Source organism: Microbacterium oxydans (assembly GCF_026559675.1).
In the GTDB taxonomy this organism is placed as follows: Bacteria; Actinomycetota; Actinomycetes; order Actinomycetales; family Microbacteriaceae; genus Microbacterium; species Microbacterium oxydans_D.
Window position 1 is genome coordinate 3,231,398 of sequence record NZ_CP092891.1, and the last position, 15,188, is coordinate 3,246,585.

General features: G+C 66.2%; 16 protein-coding genes and 1 tRNA gene. 5 read left to right on the forward strand and 12 right to left on the reverse strand.

Going from position 1 to position 15,188, the window contains the following annotated elements; translation table 11 throughout:
- Positions 1 to 28: 28 nt before the first annotated feature.
- The 3 genes from MME74_RS15615 to MME74_RS15625 all read right to left on the reverse strand — a co-directional run bounded on the left by MME74_RS15615 (position 29) and on the right by MME74_RS15625 (position 2,299).
- Positions 29 to 1,387, reverse strand: a complete 1,359-nt coding sequence (locus MME74_RS15615) for a glycosyltransferase family 2 protein (RefSeq protein WP_267415983.1) — start codon at positions 1,385 to 1,387, stop codon at positions 29 to 31.
- Positions 1,388 to 1,396: 9 nt separating this feature from the next.
- Positions 1,397 to 2,014 carry an exosortase R gene (xrtR, locus tag MME74_RS15620; RefSeq protein WP_267415984.1) on the reverse strand — a complete coding sequence of 206 codons (618 nt, stop codon included), beginning with the start codon at positions 2,012 to 2,014 and terminating at the stop codon, positions 1,397 to 1,399.
- A gap of 66 nt (positions 2,015 to 2,080) precedes the next feature.
- On the reverse strand, positions 2,081 to 2,299 hold the full coding sequence (locus MME74_RS15625) for a hypothetical protein (RefSeq protein WP_267415985.1): 219 nt from the start codon (positions 2,297 to 2,299) through the stop codon (positions 2,081 to 2,083).
- Positions 2,300 to 2,406: 107 nt separating this feature from the next.
- Between MME74_RS15625 and wecB the strand changes: the two genes are divergently transcribed.
- Positions 2,407 to 3,540 (forward strand): non-hydrolyzing UDP-N-acetylglucosamine 2-epimerase, encoded by a 1,134-nt coding sequence (wecB, locus tag MME74_RS15630; protein WP_267415986.1) that lies wholly within the window; start codon positions 2,407 to 2,409, stop codon positions 3,538 to 3,540.
- Here wecB and MME74_RS15635 read toward each other — a convergent pair.
- From MME74_RS15635 to MME74_RS15645, 3 genes are all read right to left on the reverse strand, one after another.
- Complete coding sequence (locus MME74_RS15635; RefSeq protein ID WP_324170122.1) at positions 3,537 to 4,829, reverse strand: GntR family transcriptional regulator; 1,293 nt, start codon at positions 4,827 to 4,829, stop codon at positions 3,537 to 3,539. The genes wecB and MME74_RS15635 overlap by 4 nt on opposite strands.
- Positions 4,830 to 4,929: 100 nt before the next feature.
- Positions 4,930 to 5,733, reverse strand: coding sequence for a hypothetical protein (locus MME74_RS15640; RefSeq protein ID WP_267415987.1), 804 nt, complete (start codon positions 5,731 to 5,733; stop codon positions 4,930 to 4,932).
- 174 nt (positions 5,734 to 5,907) lie between these two features.
- Positions 5,908 to 6,624 carry a GntR family transcriptional regulator gene (locus tag MME74_RS15645; RefSeq protein WP_267415988.1) on the reverse strand — a complete coding sequence of 239 codons (717 nt, stop codon included), beginning with the start codon at positions 6,622 to 6,624 and terminating at the stop codon, positions 5,908 to 5,910.
- Between the two features lie 179 nt (positions 6,625 to 6,803).
- Between MME74_RS15645 and MME74_RS15650 the strand changes: the two genes are divergently transcribed.
- Positions 6,804 to 7,646 (forward strand): PhzF family phenazine biosynthesis protein, encoded by an 843-nt coding sequence (locus tag MME74_RS15650; RefSeq protein ID WP_267415989.1) that lies wholly within the window; start codon positions 6,804 to 6,806, stop codon positions 7,644 to 7,646.
- 71 nt (positions 7,647 to 7,717) lie between these two features.
- Here MME74_RS15650 and MME74_RS15655 read toward each other — a convergent pair whose 3' ends face one another.
- From MME74_RS15655 to MME74_RS15670, 4 genes are all read right to left on the reverse strand, one after another.
- The gene (locus tag MME74_RS15655; protein WP_267415990.1) at positions 7,718 to 8,818 is read right to left on the reverse strand and encodes an ABC transporter permease; all 1,101 of its coding nucleotides are present in this window, start codon (positions 8,816 to 8,818) and stop codon (positions 7,718 to 7,720) included.
- 134 nt (positions 8,819 to 8,952) lie between these two features.
- On the reverse strand, positions 8,953 to 9,663 hold the full coding sequence (locus MME74_RS15660) for an ABC transporter ATP-binding protein (RefSeq protein WP_267415992.1): 711 nt from the start codon (positions 9,661 to 9,663) through the stop codon (positions 8,953 to 8,955).
- Complete coding sequence (locus MME74_RS15665) at positions 9,660 to 10,448, reverse strand: peptidoglycan-binding protein (protein ID WP_267415993.1); 789 nt, start codon at positions 10,446 to 10,448, stop codon at positions 9,660 to 9,662. Before MME74_RS15665 ends, MME74_RS15660 begins: the two co-directional genes overlap by 4 nt.
- A 371-nt stretch (positions 10,449 to 10,819) precedes the next feature.
- A complete protein-coding gene (locus MME74_RS15670; RefSeq protein WP_267415994.1) occupies positions 10,820 to 11,164 on the reverse strand; it encodes a hypothetical protein in 345 nt (114 codons plus the stop codon).
- A gap of 347 nt (positions 11,165 to 11,511) precedes the next feature.
- Between MME74_RS15670 and MME74_RS15675 the strand changes: the two genes are divergently transcribed.
- The 3 genes from MME74_RS15675 (at position 11,512) to MME74_RS15685 (ending at position 13,803) form a co-directional block, all read left to right on the forward strand.
- Complete coding sequence (locus MME74_RS15675) at positions 11,512 to 12,177, forward strand: response regulator transcription factor (protein ID WP_267418598.1); 666 nt, start codon at positions 11,512 to 11,514, stop codon at positions 12,175 to 12,177.
- Positions 12,178 to 12,281: 104 nt separating this feature from the next.
- A complete protein-coding gene (locus MME74_RS15680) occupies positions 12,282 to 13,358 on the forward strand; it encodes a sensor histidine kinase (protein WP_267415995.1) in 1,077 nt (358 codons plus the stop codon).
- Positions 13,359 to 13,515: 157 nt separating this feature from the next.
- Positions 13,516 to 13,803 carry a hypothetical protein gene (locus MME74_RS15685; RefSeq protein WP_267415996.1) on the forward strand — a complete coding sequence of 96 codons (288 nt, stop codon included), beginning with the start codon at positions 13,516 to 13,518 and terminating at the stop codon, positions 13,801 to 13,803.
- Positions 13,804 to 13,973: 170 nt separating this feature from the next.
- On the opposite strand, the gene MME74_RS15690 is transcribed toward MME74_RS15685, so the two are convergent.
- Positions 13,974 to 14,064, reverse strand: a tRNA-Ser gene (locus tag MME74_RS15690).
- A gap of 51 nt (positions 14,065 to 14,115) precedes the next feature.
- On the reverse strand, positions 14,116 to 15,162 hold the full coding sequence (locus MME74_RS15695) for a hypothetical protein (protein ID WP_267415997.1): 1,047 nt from the start codon (positions 15,160 to 15,162) through the stop codon (positions 14,116 to 14,118).
- Positions 15,163 to 15,188: the final 26 nt, after the last annotated feature.

Here is a 15,188-nt window from a genome sequence, read left to right on the forward strand (position 1 = left end):
GGGGTGTGTCGGGCATCGATGGATGTGATCACGCGGCGGCGGGAACGGCGATCGATGATGTGATGGCCACCGGGGCCGGCGTCTCGACGACGCGGGTCGTCTTGTCCCACCCGGTCTTACCCCGGATCATCCGGTACAGAGCACCCCAGGCGCAGATGAACGAGAGGTAGTTCATCACGAGGAACGCGTGGCCCATCAGGATGCACTGGAAGAGGCCGGTGCGACGGTCACGCTTGAAGTACACGATGGTCGTCATGATCGACGGGGCGAAGGTGAGCAGATACCACGCTGTCAGCCCGATGACGAGGCTCACCCATCCGTCGATGTAGGAGAACACCGCGCCCGAGTTGGTGATGAATCCGAACAGCGTCCAGTGCCACAGGATTGACCACGGAAGGTCGAACAGCCACGGCACAGCCAGATAGGCGGAGATCTCCAGAGCCCGCGCGTTGTTCAGCTGCGGGTCGGCCCAGACATCCTTGATTCGGGATCCGGCCGTCATGTGGCCCTGGTACCAGCGCCGACGCTGGATGATGAGCTTCTTCAGGCTTTCGACGGCCTGCTGGTCCACCGACGCATGGGGCGTCGTCTCGAGGCTCCACCCGCGGGTCAACAGGGAGATCGCGAGATCCAGGTCTTCGGTGAGAGACGCCGACCACGGCTTGCCGCCGAGCTGCTCGAGAGCGGACAGCCGTGTGAACTGCCCGTTACCGCCGAGGCTCACCGTACCCGTCTTGCGACGGCCGAACTGTGTAACAGCCGACATCGACCAGAACTGGAAGTCCTGGAAGCGGGTGAGGAAGTTGGTGGAACGGTTACGGATGCGGACGGCGAGCTGCAGACCGCCGACCCGCTCGTTCTCGAACAGGGGAAGGATGTGCGAGAGCGCGCCGTCGGAGAGCTTTCCATCGGCATCCATCACGCAGATGAGCACTCGTGACGGGTCCTGCCCACGCTCGGCAACCATGTCGCGAACCATCTGGTACGCGGCATTGAGCGCTTCACCCTTGCCCTGGCGAGCTTCGGGGAGGACGCGACGAAGCACCGTGGTGTTCGCTCCGCCTTCACGTTCGGCGATCGCTGCCGTGTCGTCGTCCGACCCGTCGTCGATCACGATCACCGTGGAACGCGCTCCGCCGGAGAGGGCCGACACGGTCGCACCGATCACGGCAGCTTCGTTGAGGCACGGGATGAGGAAGTAGACGTCGAACGTCTCGGGGTCACCGACGAAGGGGTTCTCGTAGAGAGTGTCGCCCTGAACGCTGAGCTTGACCTTGCCCTTGCGGAGTTCGTGCATTCCGGCGCCCATGGCGGTGAGGAAGTAGACCAGCGAGAGGCAGATGACGATCGCCGCGACGGCGTTGAGTACTGCGAAGAGGATCTCCATGGCGGGGCCTCAGCTCTGCGCCATCTGGGTGCGGTGCCCTCGGAGCGAACCGAGGATCACGACACGGAAGAAGAGGAACAGGCAGCCGGCCAGACCGAACAGCATCAGGAAGCTTCCGGCGAGGCTGTGCGCCCATTCGAACGCTCCCCGGCCGTAGGTGCCGAGCACGAAGCCGAGCATCAGCAGTCGGACCTGGTTCAAGAGAAGGAGTGCGGCCACGGCGATGGTCGTGGCGGTGAAGACGCGCAGCAGACCCATCCGCGGGATGGCCGTGAGCAGGCCGCCCACCATGATGACCGGGCCGAGATAGAGGGCGATCGCGCATTCGATGGTGACGCGCAGCGCCCACCAGGTGTCGCCGACGCCGAACGCGACCGCCGGCTCACCCTGCGAGGTGGCCCGCAGTGCCTCGTCAGCGAAGACGATCGGGAAGATCTGAGACGCCAGGTCCGTCTCGAACAGGCGGATGGACCGCTCGGAGATCATCACGTACAGACCGAACGCGACCATCGCGAGAGCGATGAGGACTCGGGCGATGCGCAACAGGATGTGCGCACGGGGCGGCTTGCGGAGTTCCCTCCGGCGGGCGGCGAAGGATCTACGCCGCGGTTCTGCGATGGTGCTCATTTCAATCTCCCTACAGATCGATCGATGAAGGTGTCCGCGGCGTACCCCCGCCGCGGAATGGATTCGTCAGGCGACGTCGTCGTGGGCGATGGCTCGACGACGGACGAGCCGCGTGCGCAGAACGGCGAGACCCGCGAGGAGCAGCACGAGGCCGGTGATCGCGATTCCGAAGCTGCTGGCGCCCGTCTGGGCGAGGACGACCGTGCCGGCGATGCCGCCGACGATCGGTGTGCCGATCTCATACATCTGTGCCTGCTTCCCGCCCGAGCCATCTTGACTGGGCATCTAATATTTCTTTCAGGAGTTCAGTGTGCCATACTAATTATGTAGTCGCAACATAATCTAATATTTAAGCGCGACAGGCACTGTACATCGAACCACTGGAGGAAGTTGTGAGCAAGGACATCGCGGTAGTTCTGGGGACGCGCCCGGAGATCATCAAGCTCGCCGGCATCATCACCGAACTCGGTGATCGCGCCCGCGTGATCCACACCGGTCAGCACTACGACCACGAGCTCTCCGGGCAATTCATGGAGCAGCTCGGGCTGGGTGCCCCTGACGTCGTGCTCGAGGGCATCGGCGGAGCCGATCGCAGCACCCAGATCGCCACGGCCATCCGGGCGCTCGGAGACGAGTTCCGCCGCAATCGCCCGGCAGCGGTCATCGTGCAGGGCGATACGAACGCCGTGTCGGCCGGAGCGCAGGCCGCCAACTACGCAGGCATCCCGGTCATCCACGTCGAGGCGGGGCTGCGCTCCTACGACCGCGCGATGCCTGAGGAGCTCAATCGCCTCATCACCGGTGTGCTCGCCGACGTGCACTGCGCCGCCACGACGCACAACCGGGAGAACCTCCTCGCCGAGGGGGTCGACCCGCGTCGGATCGCCGTCACGGGCAACACGATCGTCGAGGCCACGCTGTCCTCGCTCGAGAACGGCGACGGCATGGTCGAGAAGCACTTCCCGGGTGACGACGAGCGCCCCGAGTCCTTCGTGCTCGCGACCATCCACCGTCCGGAGAACACCGATACCGAGCCGGCGCTACGGCGAGTACTGCAGGGCCTGGTCGACATCGATGCACCGGTGGTGTTCGCCATCCACCCCCGCACCCGCGCGGCGATCGAGCGCTTCGAACTCACGACGTACCTCGACCACCTCATCGTGATCGACTCTCCCGGCCACGCCGACTTCCTCGACCTGGCCCTGTGCGCCGACCTTCTCGTCTCCGATTCCGGTGGCGTACAGGAAGAATGCACCGTACTGAAGCGTCCGCTCCTCGTGATCCGCCGCAGCACCGAGCGCCCGGAATCCGTCGAGGCCGGGTTCGCGTCCCTCATCACGCCGGATCAGGACATCGCAGCGGCGGCCAACGCAGTGCTCGCAGACTCGGAGTACCAGCATCGGCTCGCGGAGACGCCGTCCCCCTATGGGGACGGAAGTGCGAGCACGTCCATCGCCGGGATCGCACGGCGCATCGCCGACGGCGCCGACGCGCAGGCGAGTGTTCTCGGCCGCGAAGCCGCCTAGCCGCCGGCCCGCAGCGCATTGGCGCTGCATCGAAGGAGCTGGCTGGTGAGGACGGCGGCCTCCGCGCCATCGGCACGGCGCACCGCCGCCCCCATCCGCTCCCCATAGTCCGCGATCCGAGTCACGTCTCCGGTCAGCGTCACCCCCACGTCTTTGTACAGCCAGGGGGTGATGCTGGCCATGAGTGCGTTGAGCGTTGCATTTTCACTCACCTCGCCGAGCTGGAGGAGCGCCGCGGAGAAGCAGGAGATGGCGGCGCCGAAGTCGCCCAGCGTGGCACCGTCCCGCATGGCGTCGTAGTGCTCGATGAGGAGCGTGCGCGCATCGTCTCCCATGTGCGGGATCACAGTGCACAGCGCCAGATCACTGAAGATCGCCAGCGCCTCGAGCGCCTCCCCGAGTCGGTACGGATCGAAGGCAGGGAGAAGCGCCTGTCGGCCGGCGAGCATCTCGACGACCCCTATCATCTCCAGCCGGTTGAGCGCTTCCTTCACCGGGGTGCGGGAGACGCCGAGCCAGGTCATCAGGTCATCCTCCCGAAGGTGGTCCCCCGCGGTCAGCGTGCCGTCCGCGAGCGCGTCGAGGATCGACGCGTACACCTGATCGCGCAATAACTTGCGCGGGATGCTGCGCCCAGCTTGCAACGGCCTCGAAGGGGGCGGTGCCAGCACCTGATCACGCCATGCTCGCATCGCCGCGTCCGCTCGCTCTCCGTCGCGCTCCACGATGGCAGCGACCAGATCATCGTGCGTGGCAGGGTCCATGCCGATCTCCTGGACGACCGCGGGAAGCACCGCTTCAGCCCATCGCAGGTGCTCGCAGATCGCACATGCCGCACGATCCAACGTGCGATTCCGCGCGGTTGCGACGATGTCGCGCAGCGCGCCCCCGACCTCGAGCGCACTGACGCGCCCGCCGTCATCAGCCGCGGTTCGTCGAGACCCGCTCCCGGGCATCGATGCCGCAGATGTGGATGGCAGAGGAGAGCCGAGGCTTGCGCGGGCCATGTACTGGAGGACCACGAGGGCATCGACCGTCGTGCGACGTGACGGTCGAGAGACCCGTGTGCCCTTCTGTGGCAGAACCTCGACGAACCCCTCCCGCGCCAGCATGCCCACTGCCTCGTGCACCGGAGCGCGGGAGACCCCGGCTCGCGCAGCGATGTCCTCTTCATTTAGTGATGCGCCAGGGGCAAGACAACCACTGACAATATCGGCGCGTAGCGCGGCATAGACCTCCTCTCTGAGGAGTGGGCGGACAAGATGTTGGGGAGTCGTCGGCACTGGCACAGAAATATCATATGGTTTGATAGTCAAGCGCTGGCGTCCTCATGACACGCCGAAGAGGGCGAGCTCCCCGGGGAACCCGCCCTCGACTCAACCTCGCGGCTTAGGCGGCGGTGGTCTTCTTGCGGTTGCGGATGGCGATGACGGTGCCGGCGATGGCGAACAGGGCGATGCCTGCACCACCGGCGAGGGTGGGGTCGATGACCGGGCTGTTCAGCGGGTCAGCGATGATGATCGAGACGTTGTCGGTCGTCGTGGTGCCGTCGGTCGCGGTCTGCGTCGCGGTGATCTTGATCGGACCGTCCGGCAGGTTCACGCCCACCGTGCAGGACCATGCACCGCTCGAGACCGTCGCACGGCACAGCTCGGTACCGGCGTCATCGGTGAGGATGACCTCCGCGCCCTCGTCACCCGTGCCCGTGATCGTCGGGTTACGGGTATCCGACACCTCACCATCGACCGGACCCGTGATGTCAACGGGGACGACGGCGCCGGGGATCGTGACCGGCTGCACGGTGTAGTACGAAAGCGAGAGTCGGCCGTGGAATCGTGTGGGATCGGTGCCTGGCTCATACCAGGCCCAGTCGCCGAGGAAGCGCCCAGTGCCTGCGTCGCTGATGACCCCGTCGGAGCCAACACTGATGTCAGGTGCTACAGCACAATCGACGGGGGCGATAGTCGGTTCGTCGGGAGTGCCGCTTCGGAACTTAGCGCCGAGACACTGGCCAGCGAAGAGCCCGTCAAGGATGTAGACCTTTCCCGTCTCCCCGAGCTGGGGGAACGCGACCTTGTCACCCCGGGTGAGGTTCGTGCTGCTGTTACTCAACTCGCCGAAGGAATTGAACCAGTGGGCCTTGTGGTTGTCCGGAAACGCGGAGAAGTAGTAGATAAGGTCTCCGACGAGCATGTCCTGGGTGGCGTTTGTGCTCGCGGTTGCGGTGGGCTTGACCGTCGTGGGTTCGGCGGCGTTGGCGGGCAGGGCGAAGGCGCCCAGTGCCGCGGTCGCGAGCCCGATGCCCGATGCCCGCGACGATCTTCGTGAACTTGTTCACAGTGATTGTTCCTTTGATTGGTGGGGTGGTCACTGCACAGCACGCAGAGCGAGCCCTGCAGCCTCGACAGCAGTGGTGTTCGGGGTCGGATAGGCCGATACCCCATTGCGCGGCGAGGTGACGCCGGCAAGCGCAGAGATGTACCGACCGAGGTGCTGGTCGGCGATGGCCGCATCGCCGCGATGTGCAGCGTCGATGGCGGCATCGATCAAGGTGTGTCGCTCGTCGTCGGACGACGAGACGTCGAGGCCGTGGGCGCGGAGCACCTCGGGCTGAAAGAAGATCCGGATCGGGGTGATCAGCTCGAGCAGCACGTAGCCGGCGACGCGGTTGACGCCGCTCTCGACGATCGCCGACGCAAGGTCGAGGAACAGCTGCACATCGGCACAGCAGTTTGACCCCGGGGCGACGCGAGCCATGGGAGCGCTGAGCGCCGCGACATCGAGCCGTGGGTCGACGAGCACGAGTCGCACCAGACGCCCGGTGACCTCGAGGCGGTCGCGGATGTCATCCGCGTCCCACTCCGCGATCTGCGTGCGGCTGTTGCGCACCACCTCGACGAAGCGGGTGGCCGCCAGACGGAGCAGCGCCTCACGTACGGGTGTGCGGGAGACACCGAACTCCTCAGCGATCGAATCAACGTTTAGCCGCTGACCGGGCTGATAGCGCATCGCGATGATGTCGCCCAAGACGCGCACGAAGATCGAGTCGCCAAGGACGTTCTTGTCGATCGCACGGTTACTCACCGGCGATGTGACGGATGACCTCAACAACGCGACTCCTCACTCAGGCCCTCTGCTCATCTAATATTTGTGATACAAAGCATGTCACAACGATCATTTAATCGCAAGCTCATCTAATATTTATTCTTTGGATCATCGTCATCAGCGCTCGCCAGATCGCTGTCCCGCCGTACGATCTCGATATGGAACGCCGCTTTCGACAGGTCGATGTGTTCGGCGACGGAACCTGCACCGGCAACCCCGTCGCGGTGGTGCTCGATGCGGAAGGGCTCGACGACGACGAGCTCCGACGCTTCTCGGTGTGGTCGAACCTGTCCGAGTGCACGTTCGTGCTGCCGCCGACGACCCCGGATGCGGACTACCGCGTGCGGATCTTCAGCCTCCACACCGAATTCCCCTTCGCCGGTCACCCCACACTCGGCACTGCACGGGCATGGCTGGACGCTGGCGGGGTGCCCTCCGACCCGACACTGCTCGTGCAGGAATGCGCGGCCGGCCTGATCCCCATCCGCATCGACGCCGAGCTTCTCGCGTTCCGCTCCCCGCCTCGCACGCGGTCGGGCACCGTCGCGCCCGAGGACCTTGCCGCAGTCATCGGCATCCTCGGCGTCGACCCTGCGCGCGTGGTCGGCGCCGAATGGCTCGACAACGGCCCCGGCTGGGTCGGCGTGCTCCTGGACAGCGCGGATACCGTCCTCGCTCTGCGCCCCGACGCATCCCGCCACCCTGGCCGCTGGGACATCGGCGTAATCGGCCCGCACTCCCCCGGCGCGGAAGCATCGTTCGAGGTGAGGGCCTTCTTCACCGAGGGAGACGAACCGCTTCGCGAAGACCCGGTCACCGGGAGCCTGAACGGCGCCGCTGCCGAATGGCTGCTCGCCACAGGCCGCGCCACCGCCCCGTACCTCAGTGGCCAAGGAACAGCGATGGGCCGCCGCGGCCGAGTTCGCATCGACCAGGATGGGGCGGGCGTCTGGGTCGGCGGACGAGCGAACGTGGTCATCTCGGGCTCGGTCATCATCTAGAGCCCCTGGACGGCGGTTCGATCCGGACGTCGCGACAGGCATCCGGATCGAACCGTTCCTTCCGCTCAGATTCACACGCTCAGCGCAGCAGTCGGTGGCGTCCTGGCCGCCCGTGCCGCCGGATACAGGCCGGCGATCGCTCCAATCCCGAGAGTCGACCCGATCGCCGCTCCGAAAAGTTCGGGCGGCACCGAGAACGGCCACCCGTTCGTCGCCCCGACGATCGCGACCACTGCGACCCCGAACACGGATCCCATGACACCGCCCAGCGCGGACAGCAGAAGTGCCTCGGCCAGGAACTGTCGGCGGATGTGCGCGCGCGTCGCGCCGAGCGCCCGGCGCAGCCCGATCTCTCGACGCCGTTCGAGCACCGAGATGATCATCGTGTTCGCCACCCCGATCCCGCCGACCAGCAGCGCGATGGATCCGAGCCCGACGAGCAGCCCGGTGAACGCATCGTCTGCGGCGTTCTTCGCGGCGAGCGCATCCGAGGGCCGGGAGACCGCGACTTCCTCCGGCGCCTGCGGGTTGACCGTGGCGGGGAGCAGATCGCGTGTCTCGTCGATCGTCTCTTCATCCACACGCAGGTAGACCGTGGTGGGGCTGCCGTCATAGTCGAACTCCGTGGTCGCGACTCCGATCCCGATGAGCGCTGCGAGGTCGAGTTCGGGAGCGAGCACCGATGGTTCGAGGATGCCCAGCACGGTGAAGTACTGCCCCCCGAGCCATACCTGTGTACCGGGAGTGTGCACCCCGAGATTCGCGGCAGCGTCGGCCCCGAGGACGACTCCGGGAAAGTCGGACGTGGCTTCGTTCAGCCAGTCCCCCGCGGCGATGTCGGTCGCGGTGACCTCGAGCAGGTCGAGATCCGCCGCGAGGACGGAGATTCCGCCGTTCGCCGACTCGTTGATGAGCTCGCTCCGGTAGATCTTCTGCCCGAGCTTGCCGGTGCCGCTCGCACCATCGGCGCCGGACATGCTGCGCGCCTTGGGGATGGTGTTGACCGGCAGCTTCGTGTCATCCCCGATCAGCGAGGTGTTCGCCTCCGCCGTCAGCAGGTTCGTGCCCAGCGCGTCGAGCTGGGCGGCGAGCTGCGCTTGGCTGGAGGTCGAGATGCCGACGACCGCGATCATCGCACCGATGCCGATGGCGATGCCCAGGGCGGATAGCACCGCACGCAGGGGGCGCGTCCGCAACCCCACTCCACCCAGATGGACGACGTCTGAGAAGCGCAAGCGTGACCGGAGTCGCGGCGCACGCTCCGTCTCCACGTCAGCCGGGCTGGAGGCGGGGGCCAACGACATACTCATGCGAGCACCTCGCTCCACGATCGGTCGTGCGCTCGGGACGAGTCGTCACGGATGCGACCGTCTTTGATCGTGACCTGCCGAGGGAACTGCAGGGCGAGCGACACATCGTGCGTGATGACGACCACGGTCGCACCTTGGGCGTTGAGCTTCTTGAGGAGCTCGACGATGGCAGCGCCCGACTCGGAGTCGAGGTTTCCTGTCGGCTCGTCTGCCAGCAGCAGGATCGGGTCCCCGACCAGAGCTCGGGCGATCGCGACCCGTTGCCGCTCACCACCCGACAGCTGATGGGGCTTGTGATCATGACGGTGGCCGAGGCCCACACGGTCGAGCGCGTGACGCGCACGCTCTCGTCGCAGGTGCCGCGGCGTGCCCAGGTAGAGCAGCCCGTCGGCGACATTGTCGACTGCGGTCACACCATCACTCAGGTGAAACTGCTGGAAGACGAATCCGATCTGGTGCCCGCGCAGTGCCGAGAGGTCTTGATCGCTCAGGGTCTGCACGTCTGCCCCGCCGATTCTCACGGTGCCACCTGTCGGACGGTCGAGAGTGCCGATGAGGTTCAACAGTGTCGACTTTCCCGATCCGCTGGGCCCCACGATGGCGACGAGCTCCCCCGCATGCACCTCGAGGTCGACGCCGTCGCATGCCCGCACCGGAGGTTCGCCGTAGGCGCGCTCGGCGCCGCGGAGTTCGATGATGGGAATCATGCGTCCGGCACCACCACTTCGACTCCGGCGGCGATGTCGTCTCCGGAGATCTCCACACGTCCGCCGGCGAACAATCCCGTGGTCACCGGCACCTGAGAGACGTCGCCCTCGGCATCGACGACCTGCACACCGAAGCCTCCACCGGGCAGCGCGATCAGCGCTTCCAGCGGCACCGAGAGAACGTTCTCCCTCGTCTCCGACGGCACATCGACCGACACGTTCGCCTTCTGGATCCCCTTCGCGTCTTCGGTGTTGTCGAGGGCGATGGTGATCGGGATGACGACCGTCTTCTGCCCGTTGCTCTCACGCTCGGTCGGCTGTCCGACCCCCGTGATCTTGCCGGTGGTCGTCACACCGCCGGGAAGCTGCACCTCGACGACGGCATCCATCACCGCAAGCTTCTGGTCAGCGAGCTTCAGATCTGCCGTCACCTCCTGCACGAGAGAGGACAGCTTGAGGACAGGCGTCCCGGGGCCGATGCCGTCACCGACCGAGGCCAGCACCTCGGCGACGCGCACGCTGGCTGCCGCGGAGAACACCACCCGACCGAGTTCGATCTTCCCGGTCTCTTCCTGGCCGGTGGCTTCCTGCCAGTCGTAGATGGCCTCGACCGTGTCCCACGTGAAGTCCTCGTCCGGGGTGTATCCGAAGTAGCCGAGCGCTTGCAGGTTTTCTTCGAGCTGCTTCACATCCGGTCCGTCCGACATGTAGCTCTCGAAGCTGCGCCAGGCGGGGATCTTTCCCGTGAACAGGAAGACACCCTGGTTGTCGACGTGGAACAGCACGCCGCCGCGCTTGATCGTGCTCCCCGGCGTGGGCGTCCCGGTGAGGGTGCCCCCGAAAGCCGACCCTTGATCGTGGGGCTGGGAGTAGTCCAGGACTCCGGGAATCGTCCGGGTTCCGGAAAGCGTCCCCTCCTCCACATGAACCGTCGTGGGCTTCGGCTCGTCCGAAGGAGCAGGGGGTGCCGCTGCGGACGCGTTGAAAGCGTAGGCACCGGCACCCCCGACGACTGCCAGGGAGACTATTCCCACGATCCACGGTGTGCGAGACCGACGGCGCCGAGGCGGCGAGTGGTCTGACTCCGGAGCTTCAGCGCTCACCTCGACCAGCACGGTCTCCGGGTCATCCTCTGGCGAGGCCCGCCGATGGTGCCTCACGGGGCGTCCTTCGTCTGGGCCATCTGCCCACCGCCGCACTCTTCGATGACTTCCTGCGTCGCATCCGACGGGAACGTGATCGACTTCGAGTCCTGCGGGTCGGGCACGTCATAGCCATGCTCGCGGTAGCACTCCGCTGCCTCCTTGGCCCACTTCAGCATCTCCTTGTCGGCCGCAGCCTGCTCGTCGGGCGACATCGGCGGCGCGTCGCCGAGCTTCTCGATGCACTTCTCGGAGGCTTCCTGAATCACCGACTGATCGATGTCACCGCTGCTCTGCCCGATCGAGATGCCATTCGACCCGGGTTCGGGATCCGGCATGTCGACGCCGTTCTCGCGCATGCATGCCGCGAAGTCGAGCCGCCACTGGTCCAGATCTCCATCGGACGAGTTCCCCGCGCCGCTGCTGCTCCCCTTCGACTCGGTCGGGGCGGCGTCGTCTGCGCTCGGTGCGCACGCGGCGAGGCCGACGACGAGGAGGGGGATCGCGAGAAGTACCGCGAGAGAACTCCGCCCGGGGCGACGTGTGATGTGGTTCATGTCCAGTCCTTTCGGTTCGACAGCGGAACGTGCTGTGTGGGGACGAGTTCATCAACCGGGGGATAAAGAGGGCGTTCAGGCCAGAATTTATGCCCGCGTTAAGCCGTGGATGCTTCACTGGTACCTCCCTCAATCACTGGAGCATCATCATGCGTGCACTCATCGTTGAGGACGAGGTCTACCTGGCAGAGGCCATCCAAGCCGGGCTCAGGCGCGAGATGATCGCGGTCGACGTCGTCCATGACGGCAACTCCGCTGTCGAATACCTGTCCGTGAATGACTACGACATCGTGCTCCTGGACCGCGACCTGCCCGGCCTGCACGGCGACGACGTCTGCGAATGGGTGACCGCCAATCGCCCGGAGTGCCGCGTGCTGATGCTCACGGCGGCTCACTCGCTCGGCGACAAGGTCGAGGGGTTCGAGAAGGGGGCGGATGACTACCTCGCAAAGCCCTTCGCGTTCCCGGAACTCATGGCACGGCTTCGTGCTCTGGGCAGACGCGGTGGGGCTTCTCATCCGCCGGTGTTGCAGGCCTATGGCGTCCGCCTCGACACATTCCGTCGCGAGGCATACCGAGAGGAACGCCTGATCCGGCTGGCGAACAAGGAGTTCGCCGTCCTCGAGCTTCTGATGACCGCGGACGGCGGCGTGCTGAGCGCGGAGACGCTGCTCGAGAAGGCCTGGGATGAGAACGCCGACCCGTTCACGAACACCGTGCGTGTCACACTCTCCAACTTGCGCAAGCGTCTCGGGGCTCCCGCGCTGATCCACACCGTCGTCGGTGCCGGCTATCGGTTCGGAGCAGCGGAGTGAGTGTGACCGGCCGCCTTCTGGAGACCTGGCGCAATCGATTCACGATCCGCACCCGGCTCACCGTCGCGTTCACGCTGCTCCTTGGACTCGCAGGAGCCGCGATCGTGCTGATCGTCACGGTGTTCATGCGCACGGTCCCTGCTTACGCCACTGTGAGCTCTGACGGCGTGCACTCGATCTATGTCTCGCCGATGCAAGAAGGGGAGCCTGCGCAGACCGTGGATGGTCTCGTGCTCAACTCGCCTCTGGCGATCTTGAACGCCTCGTTCGTCGTCTCGCTCGTCGTGCTGGCTGTGCTCATCGCCGCCGGCGCGGCGGTGGCGTGGGTGATCTCAGGGAAGATGCTCGAGCCGCTGCAGGCCATCAACCGGGCCGCGAAGCTCGCCAGCACGGGGTCACTCGATCATCGGGTGGGGCTCCGAGGACCGAAAGACGAGCTGCATGACCTCTCCGACACTTTCGACCTGATGCTCGGGCGGCTCGATGATGCCTTCGAGTCGCACAAGCGCTTCGCGGCGAATGCCTCCCACGAACTGCGCACTCCGCTCGCCGCGACCGAGACGATGCTCGAAGTCGCACTCTCCGATCCCGACATCAGCGTCAACGAGCTTCGCTTCGTCGCCGACCGGGTGCTCGAGACCAACCGCCGCAATGCCCAGACGGTCGAAGCCCTGCTCGCTCTGGCACAGGTCGGGGCGCACCCAGTGGATCCGCAACCCGTCGACCTGGAGTGGGTGGTTCAGGACTCGGTCGCTGCGGTCGCAGAGGAAGCGGAAGCGATGGGCGTCGACGTGATCTCAGTGCTGCGGGACTGCACGATCGTCGGCGATGAAGTACTCCTCCGTCAGGCACTCACCAACTTGCTGACGAACGCCGTACGGCACAACGAAGAGGGTGGCCTCGTCGAGGTGACACTCACCCGGGGCAGAGACGAGGCCCACCTGCGCATCGAGAACACCGGGGCGATGCTGACATCCGCGCGCATCGAGCAGCTGCGGGAACCTTTCGCTCGCGGCACCGGGCGGGTCGCTGGCAACGGCTCGCGGACTCGCGGGCATGGTCTCGGTCTGGCCATCGCGACGACCGCGATCGAAGGGCAAGGCGGAACGCTGGATTTGACGCCCCGTCACGGCGGCGGACTCGTCGCTCATGTGACGCTGCCGGATACCCCGTTCCGCTGAAGGTCAGCGCTTCCTCAGGGTTGCATCATCATCTGGTGTAGAGTATCAGGTAATCAGATGGTCAGTTGTCGGCCATCGATGCTCTCGACCTTCGATACGCTCCCGGAAAGCAACCTCCATGTCTCCCCTCACTCCCCTCGCCACCGGAGGATCACCGGTGCTCGCTGCATCTCTGGACTCCGTCGCGGGAGGATTGGGAGCCCTCGCGGTTGCGGGAGCGTTCGTCGCCGCCGTCTTCGTGTTCAGGAATCGCCTCGGTCGCCGCACGACAGCGCCGACCCCGCACTTCCCGACGTTCGCCCTTGCCGTCGCAATCGCCATCACGTTCGTGATCTCGCTCACGCTGGCGAACTGGTGGTTCTTCGCAATCGCGATACTCGCGCTCCCCGGACTGTTCGCCGTACGGTGGGGCATCAGCAAGTTCGAGTCGCGGCGCGCTGCCTGAAGCCGGCCTCGGCGCGTCAGAGTCGGGCGACGTGGCTGCACCCCTGACTGGGGCAGACGCCTGCAACCCCGATCCGTCTCGTGTTACCGCTGCGTTACCGCAGCCGCCACTCCAGACATGACAAAGGCCCCGCTTCCCAGTGTTTCCAAGGGGAGTCGGGGCCTTCGTGGTGGCGGTGACGGTGGGATTTGAACCCACGGTAGGGGGTTACCCTACACAACTTTTCGAGAGTTGCACCTTCGGCCGCTCGGACACGTCACCGCGGAATAGCTTACGCGACGCGGGCCCGGCACGCGAATCGAGCGCTGCGCATCACCAGGCGGCGGCGACCTCCGCGTGGGTGCGCAGGATGCCCTCGGTCGAGCCGGCGGGCGCACGGCCGATGCCGCACTCGGTCGCGACGCCGAACTCCGTGGCGTACGGGGCGGCTGCGGCGATGCGCCGAGCGGCTCCCTCCGCGCCGTCCTCCCGGTGCACGAGACCCAGGTAGAGCTCCTCGACGGGGGTGAGTTCGGCGAGCGGGGCGAAGTACGCCTCGTCGTCATGGTCGATCGGCACCGGCAGGTGCAGCCAGGTGAGCGGACGGGCGGATGCCGCCACCACGGCGTTCGCGTAGCGGACGAGGTTCGCGGCATCCGTCGGCTCGAAGAAGTGCTTCTCCCCCGCGTCGCCGTAGCAGAGGTGCACGCCTACCTCGACGTCAGCGGGCACCGCGTCGACGAGTGCGGCGAGGCGCGAGACGAGACCGTCGAACGGGTCACCGGACCACCACGCCTCCATGACCGCTCCGTAGCCGGCCGCGCGCTCGATGATGCCCATCTCGCTGGCGACGTCCCACTGCACAGCCAGGTCCTCGTGCGGGATGGCGGCCAGGATCTCGTCGAGGTCGCGCAGGATGGCCGCGGTGTAGACGGGCTCGATCGCCGCCCGGTCGTCGCCGTGGAAGAACGAGGAGATCACGGCGAGCGGCGTCGGCAGCGACACCTGGAACCGGATGCCGGCCGGGATCGCACCCTCGGCGCGGAGGCGCGTGAACACGGCGTACGACTCGATCGCCGCGGCGGCGTATCCGAGCGGAGGCAGCTCGATGTTCGCGGCATCCACTCCTTCGCCGATGCGCAGACCGCGGGCGTCGATGCCGGCCGGGAACGGGATGGGCTCATCGCCGATGCGCTCGATGCCCTCGGCCCGGCCGATCACGTCGGGCTGGAACATGATCCAGTGGAACCGCTTGCCCACCTCGCCGTCCGGGATGCGACGCAGTCGGTCGCCGAGCAGGTCGGCCGCCGCACGCATCGTGGTCTCGGCGTCGTCGTAGTTCACGCTGCCCACGAGAAGGGCGCCCTGAGGCTGAGTCATGCCCCTCAGGATATCCCCGGGGGCTC

What these genes read in the sequence shown, in the direction of transcription:
- MME74_RS15615 (WP_267415983.1), bottom strand. Translation starts at nt 1,387, where the DNA reads ATGGAGATCCTCTTCGCAGTACTCAACGCCGTCGCGGCGATCGTCATC.
- xrtR (WP_267415984.1), bottom strand. Translation starts at nt 2,014, where the DNA reads ATGAGCACCATCGCAGAACCGCGGCGTAGATCCTTCGCCGCCCGCCGG.
- MME74_RS15640 (WP_267415987.1), bottom strand. Translation starts at nt 5,733, where the DNA reads ATGCTCGTCGGAGACCTTATCTACTACTTCTCCGCGTTTCCGGACAAC.
- MME74_RS15695 (WP_267415997.1), bottom strand. Translation starts at nt 15,162, where the DNA reads ATGACTCAGCCTCAGGGCGCCCTTCTCGTGGGCAGCGTGAACTACGAC.
- MME74_RS15625 (WP_267415985.1), bottom strand. Translation starts at nt 2,299, where the DNA reads ATGCCCAGTCAAGATGGCTCGGGCGGGAAGCAGGCACAGATGTATGAG.
- MME74_RS15675 (WP_267418598.1), top strand. Translation starts at nt 11,512, where the DNA reads ATGCGTGCACTCATCGTTGAGGACGAGGTCTACCTGGCAGAGGCCATC.
- MME74_RS15650 (WP_267415989.1), top strand. Translation starts at nt 6,804, where the DNA reads ATGGAACGCCGCTTTCGACAGGTCGATGTGTTCGGCGACGGAACCTGC.
- MME74_RS15660 (WP_267415992.1), bottom strand. Translation starts at nt 9,663, where the DNA reads ATGATTCCCATCATCGAACTCCGCGGCGCCGAGCGCGCCTACGGCGAA.
- MME74_RS15670 (WP_267415994.1), bottom strand. Translation starts at nt 11,164, where the DNA reads ATGCGCGAGAACGGCGTCGACATGCCGGATCCCGAACCCGGGTCGAAT.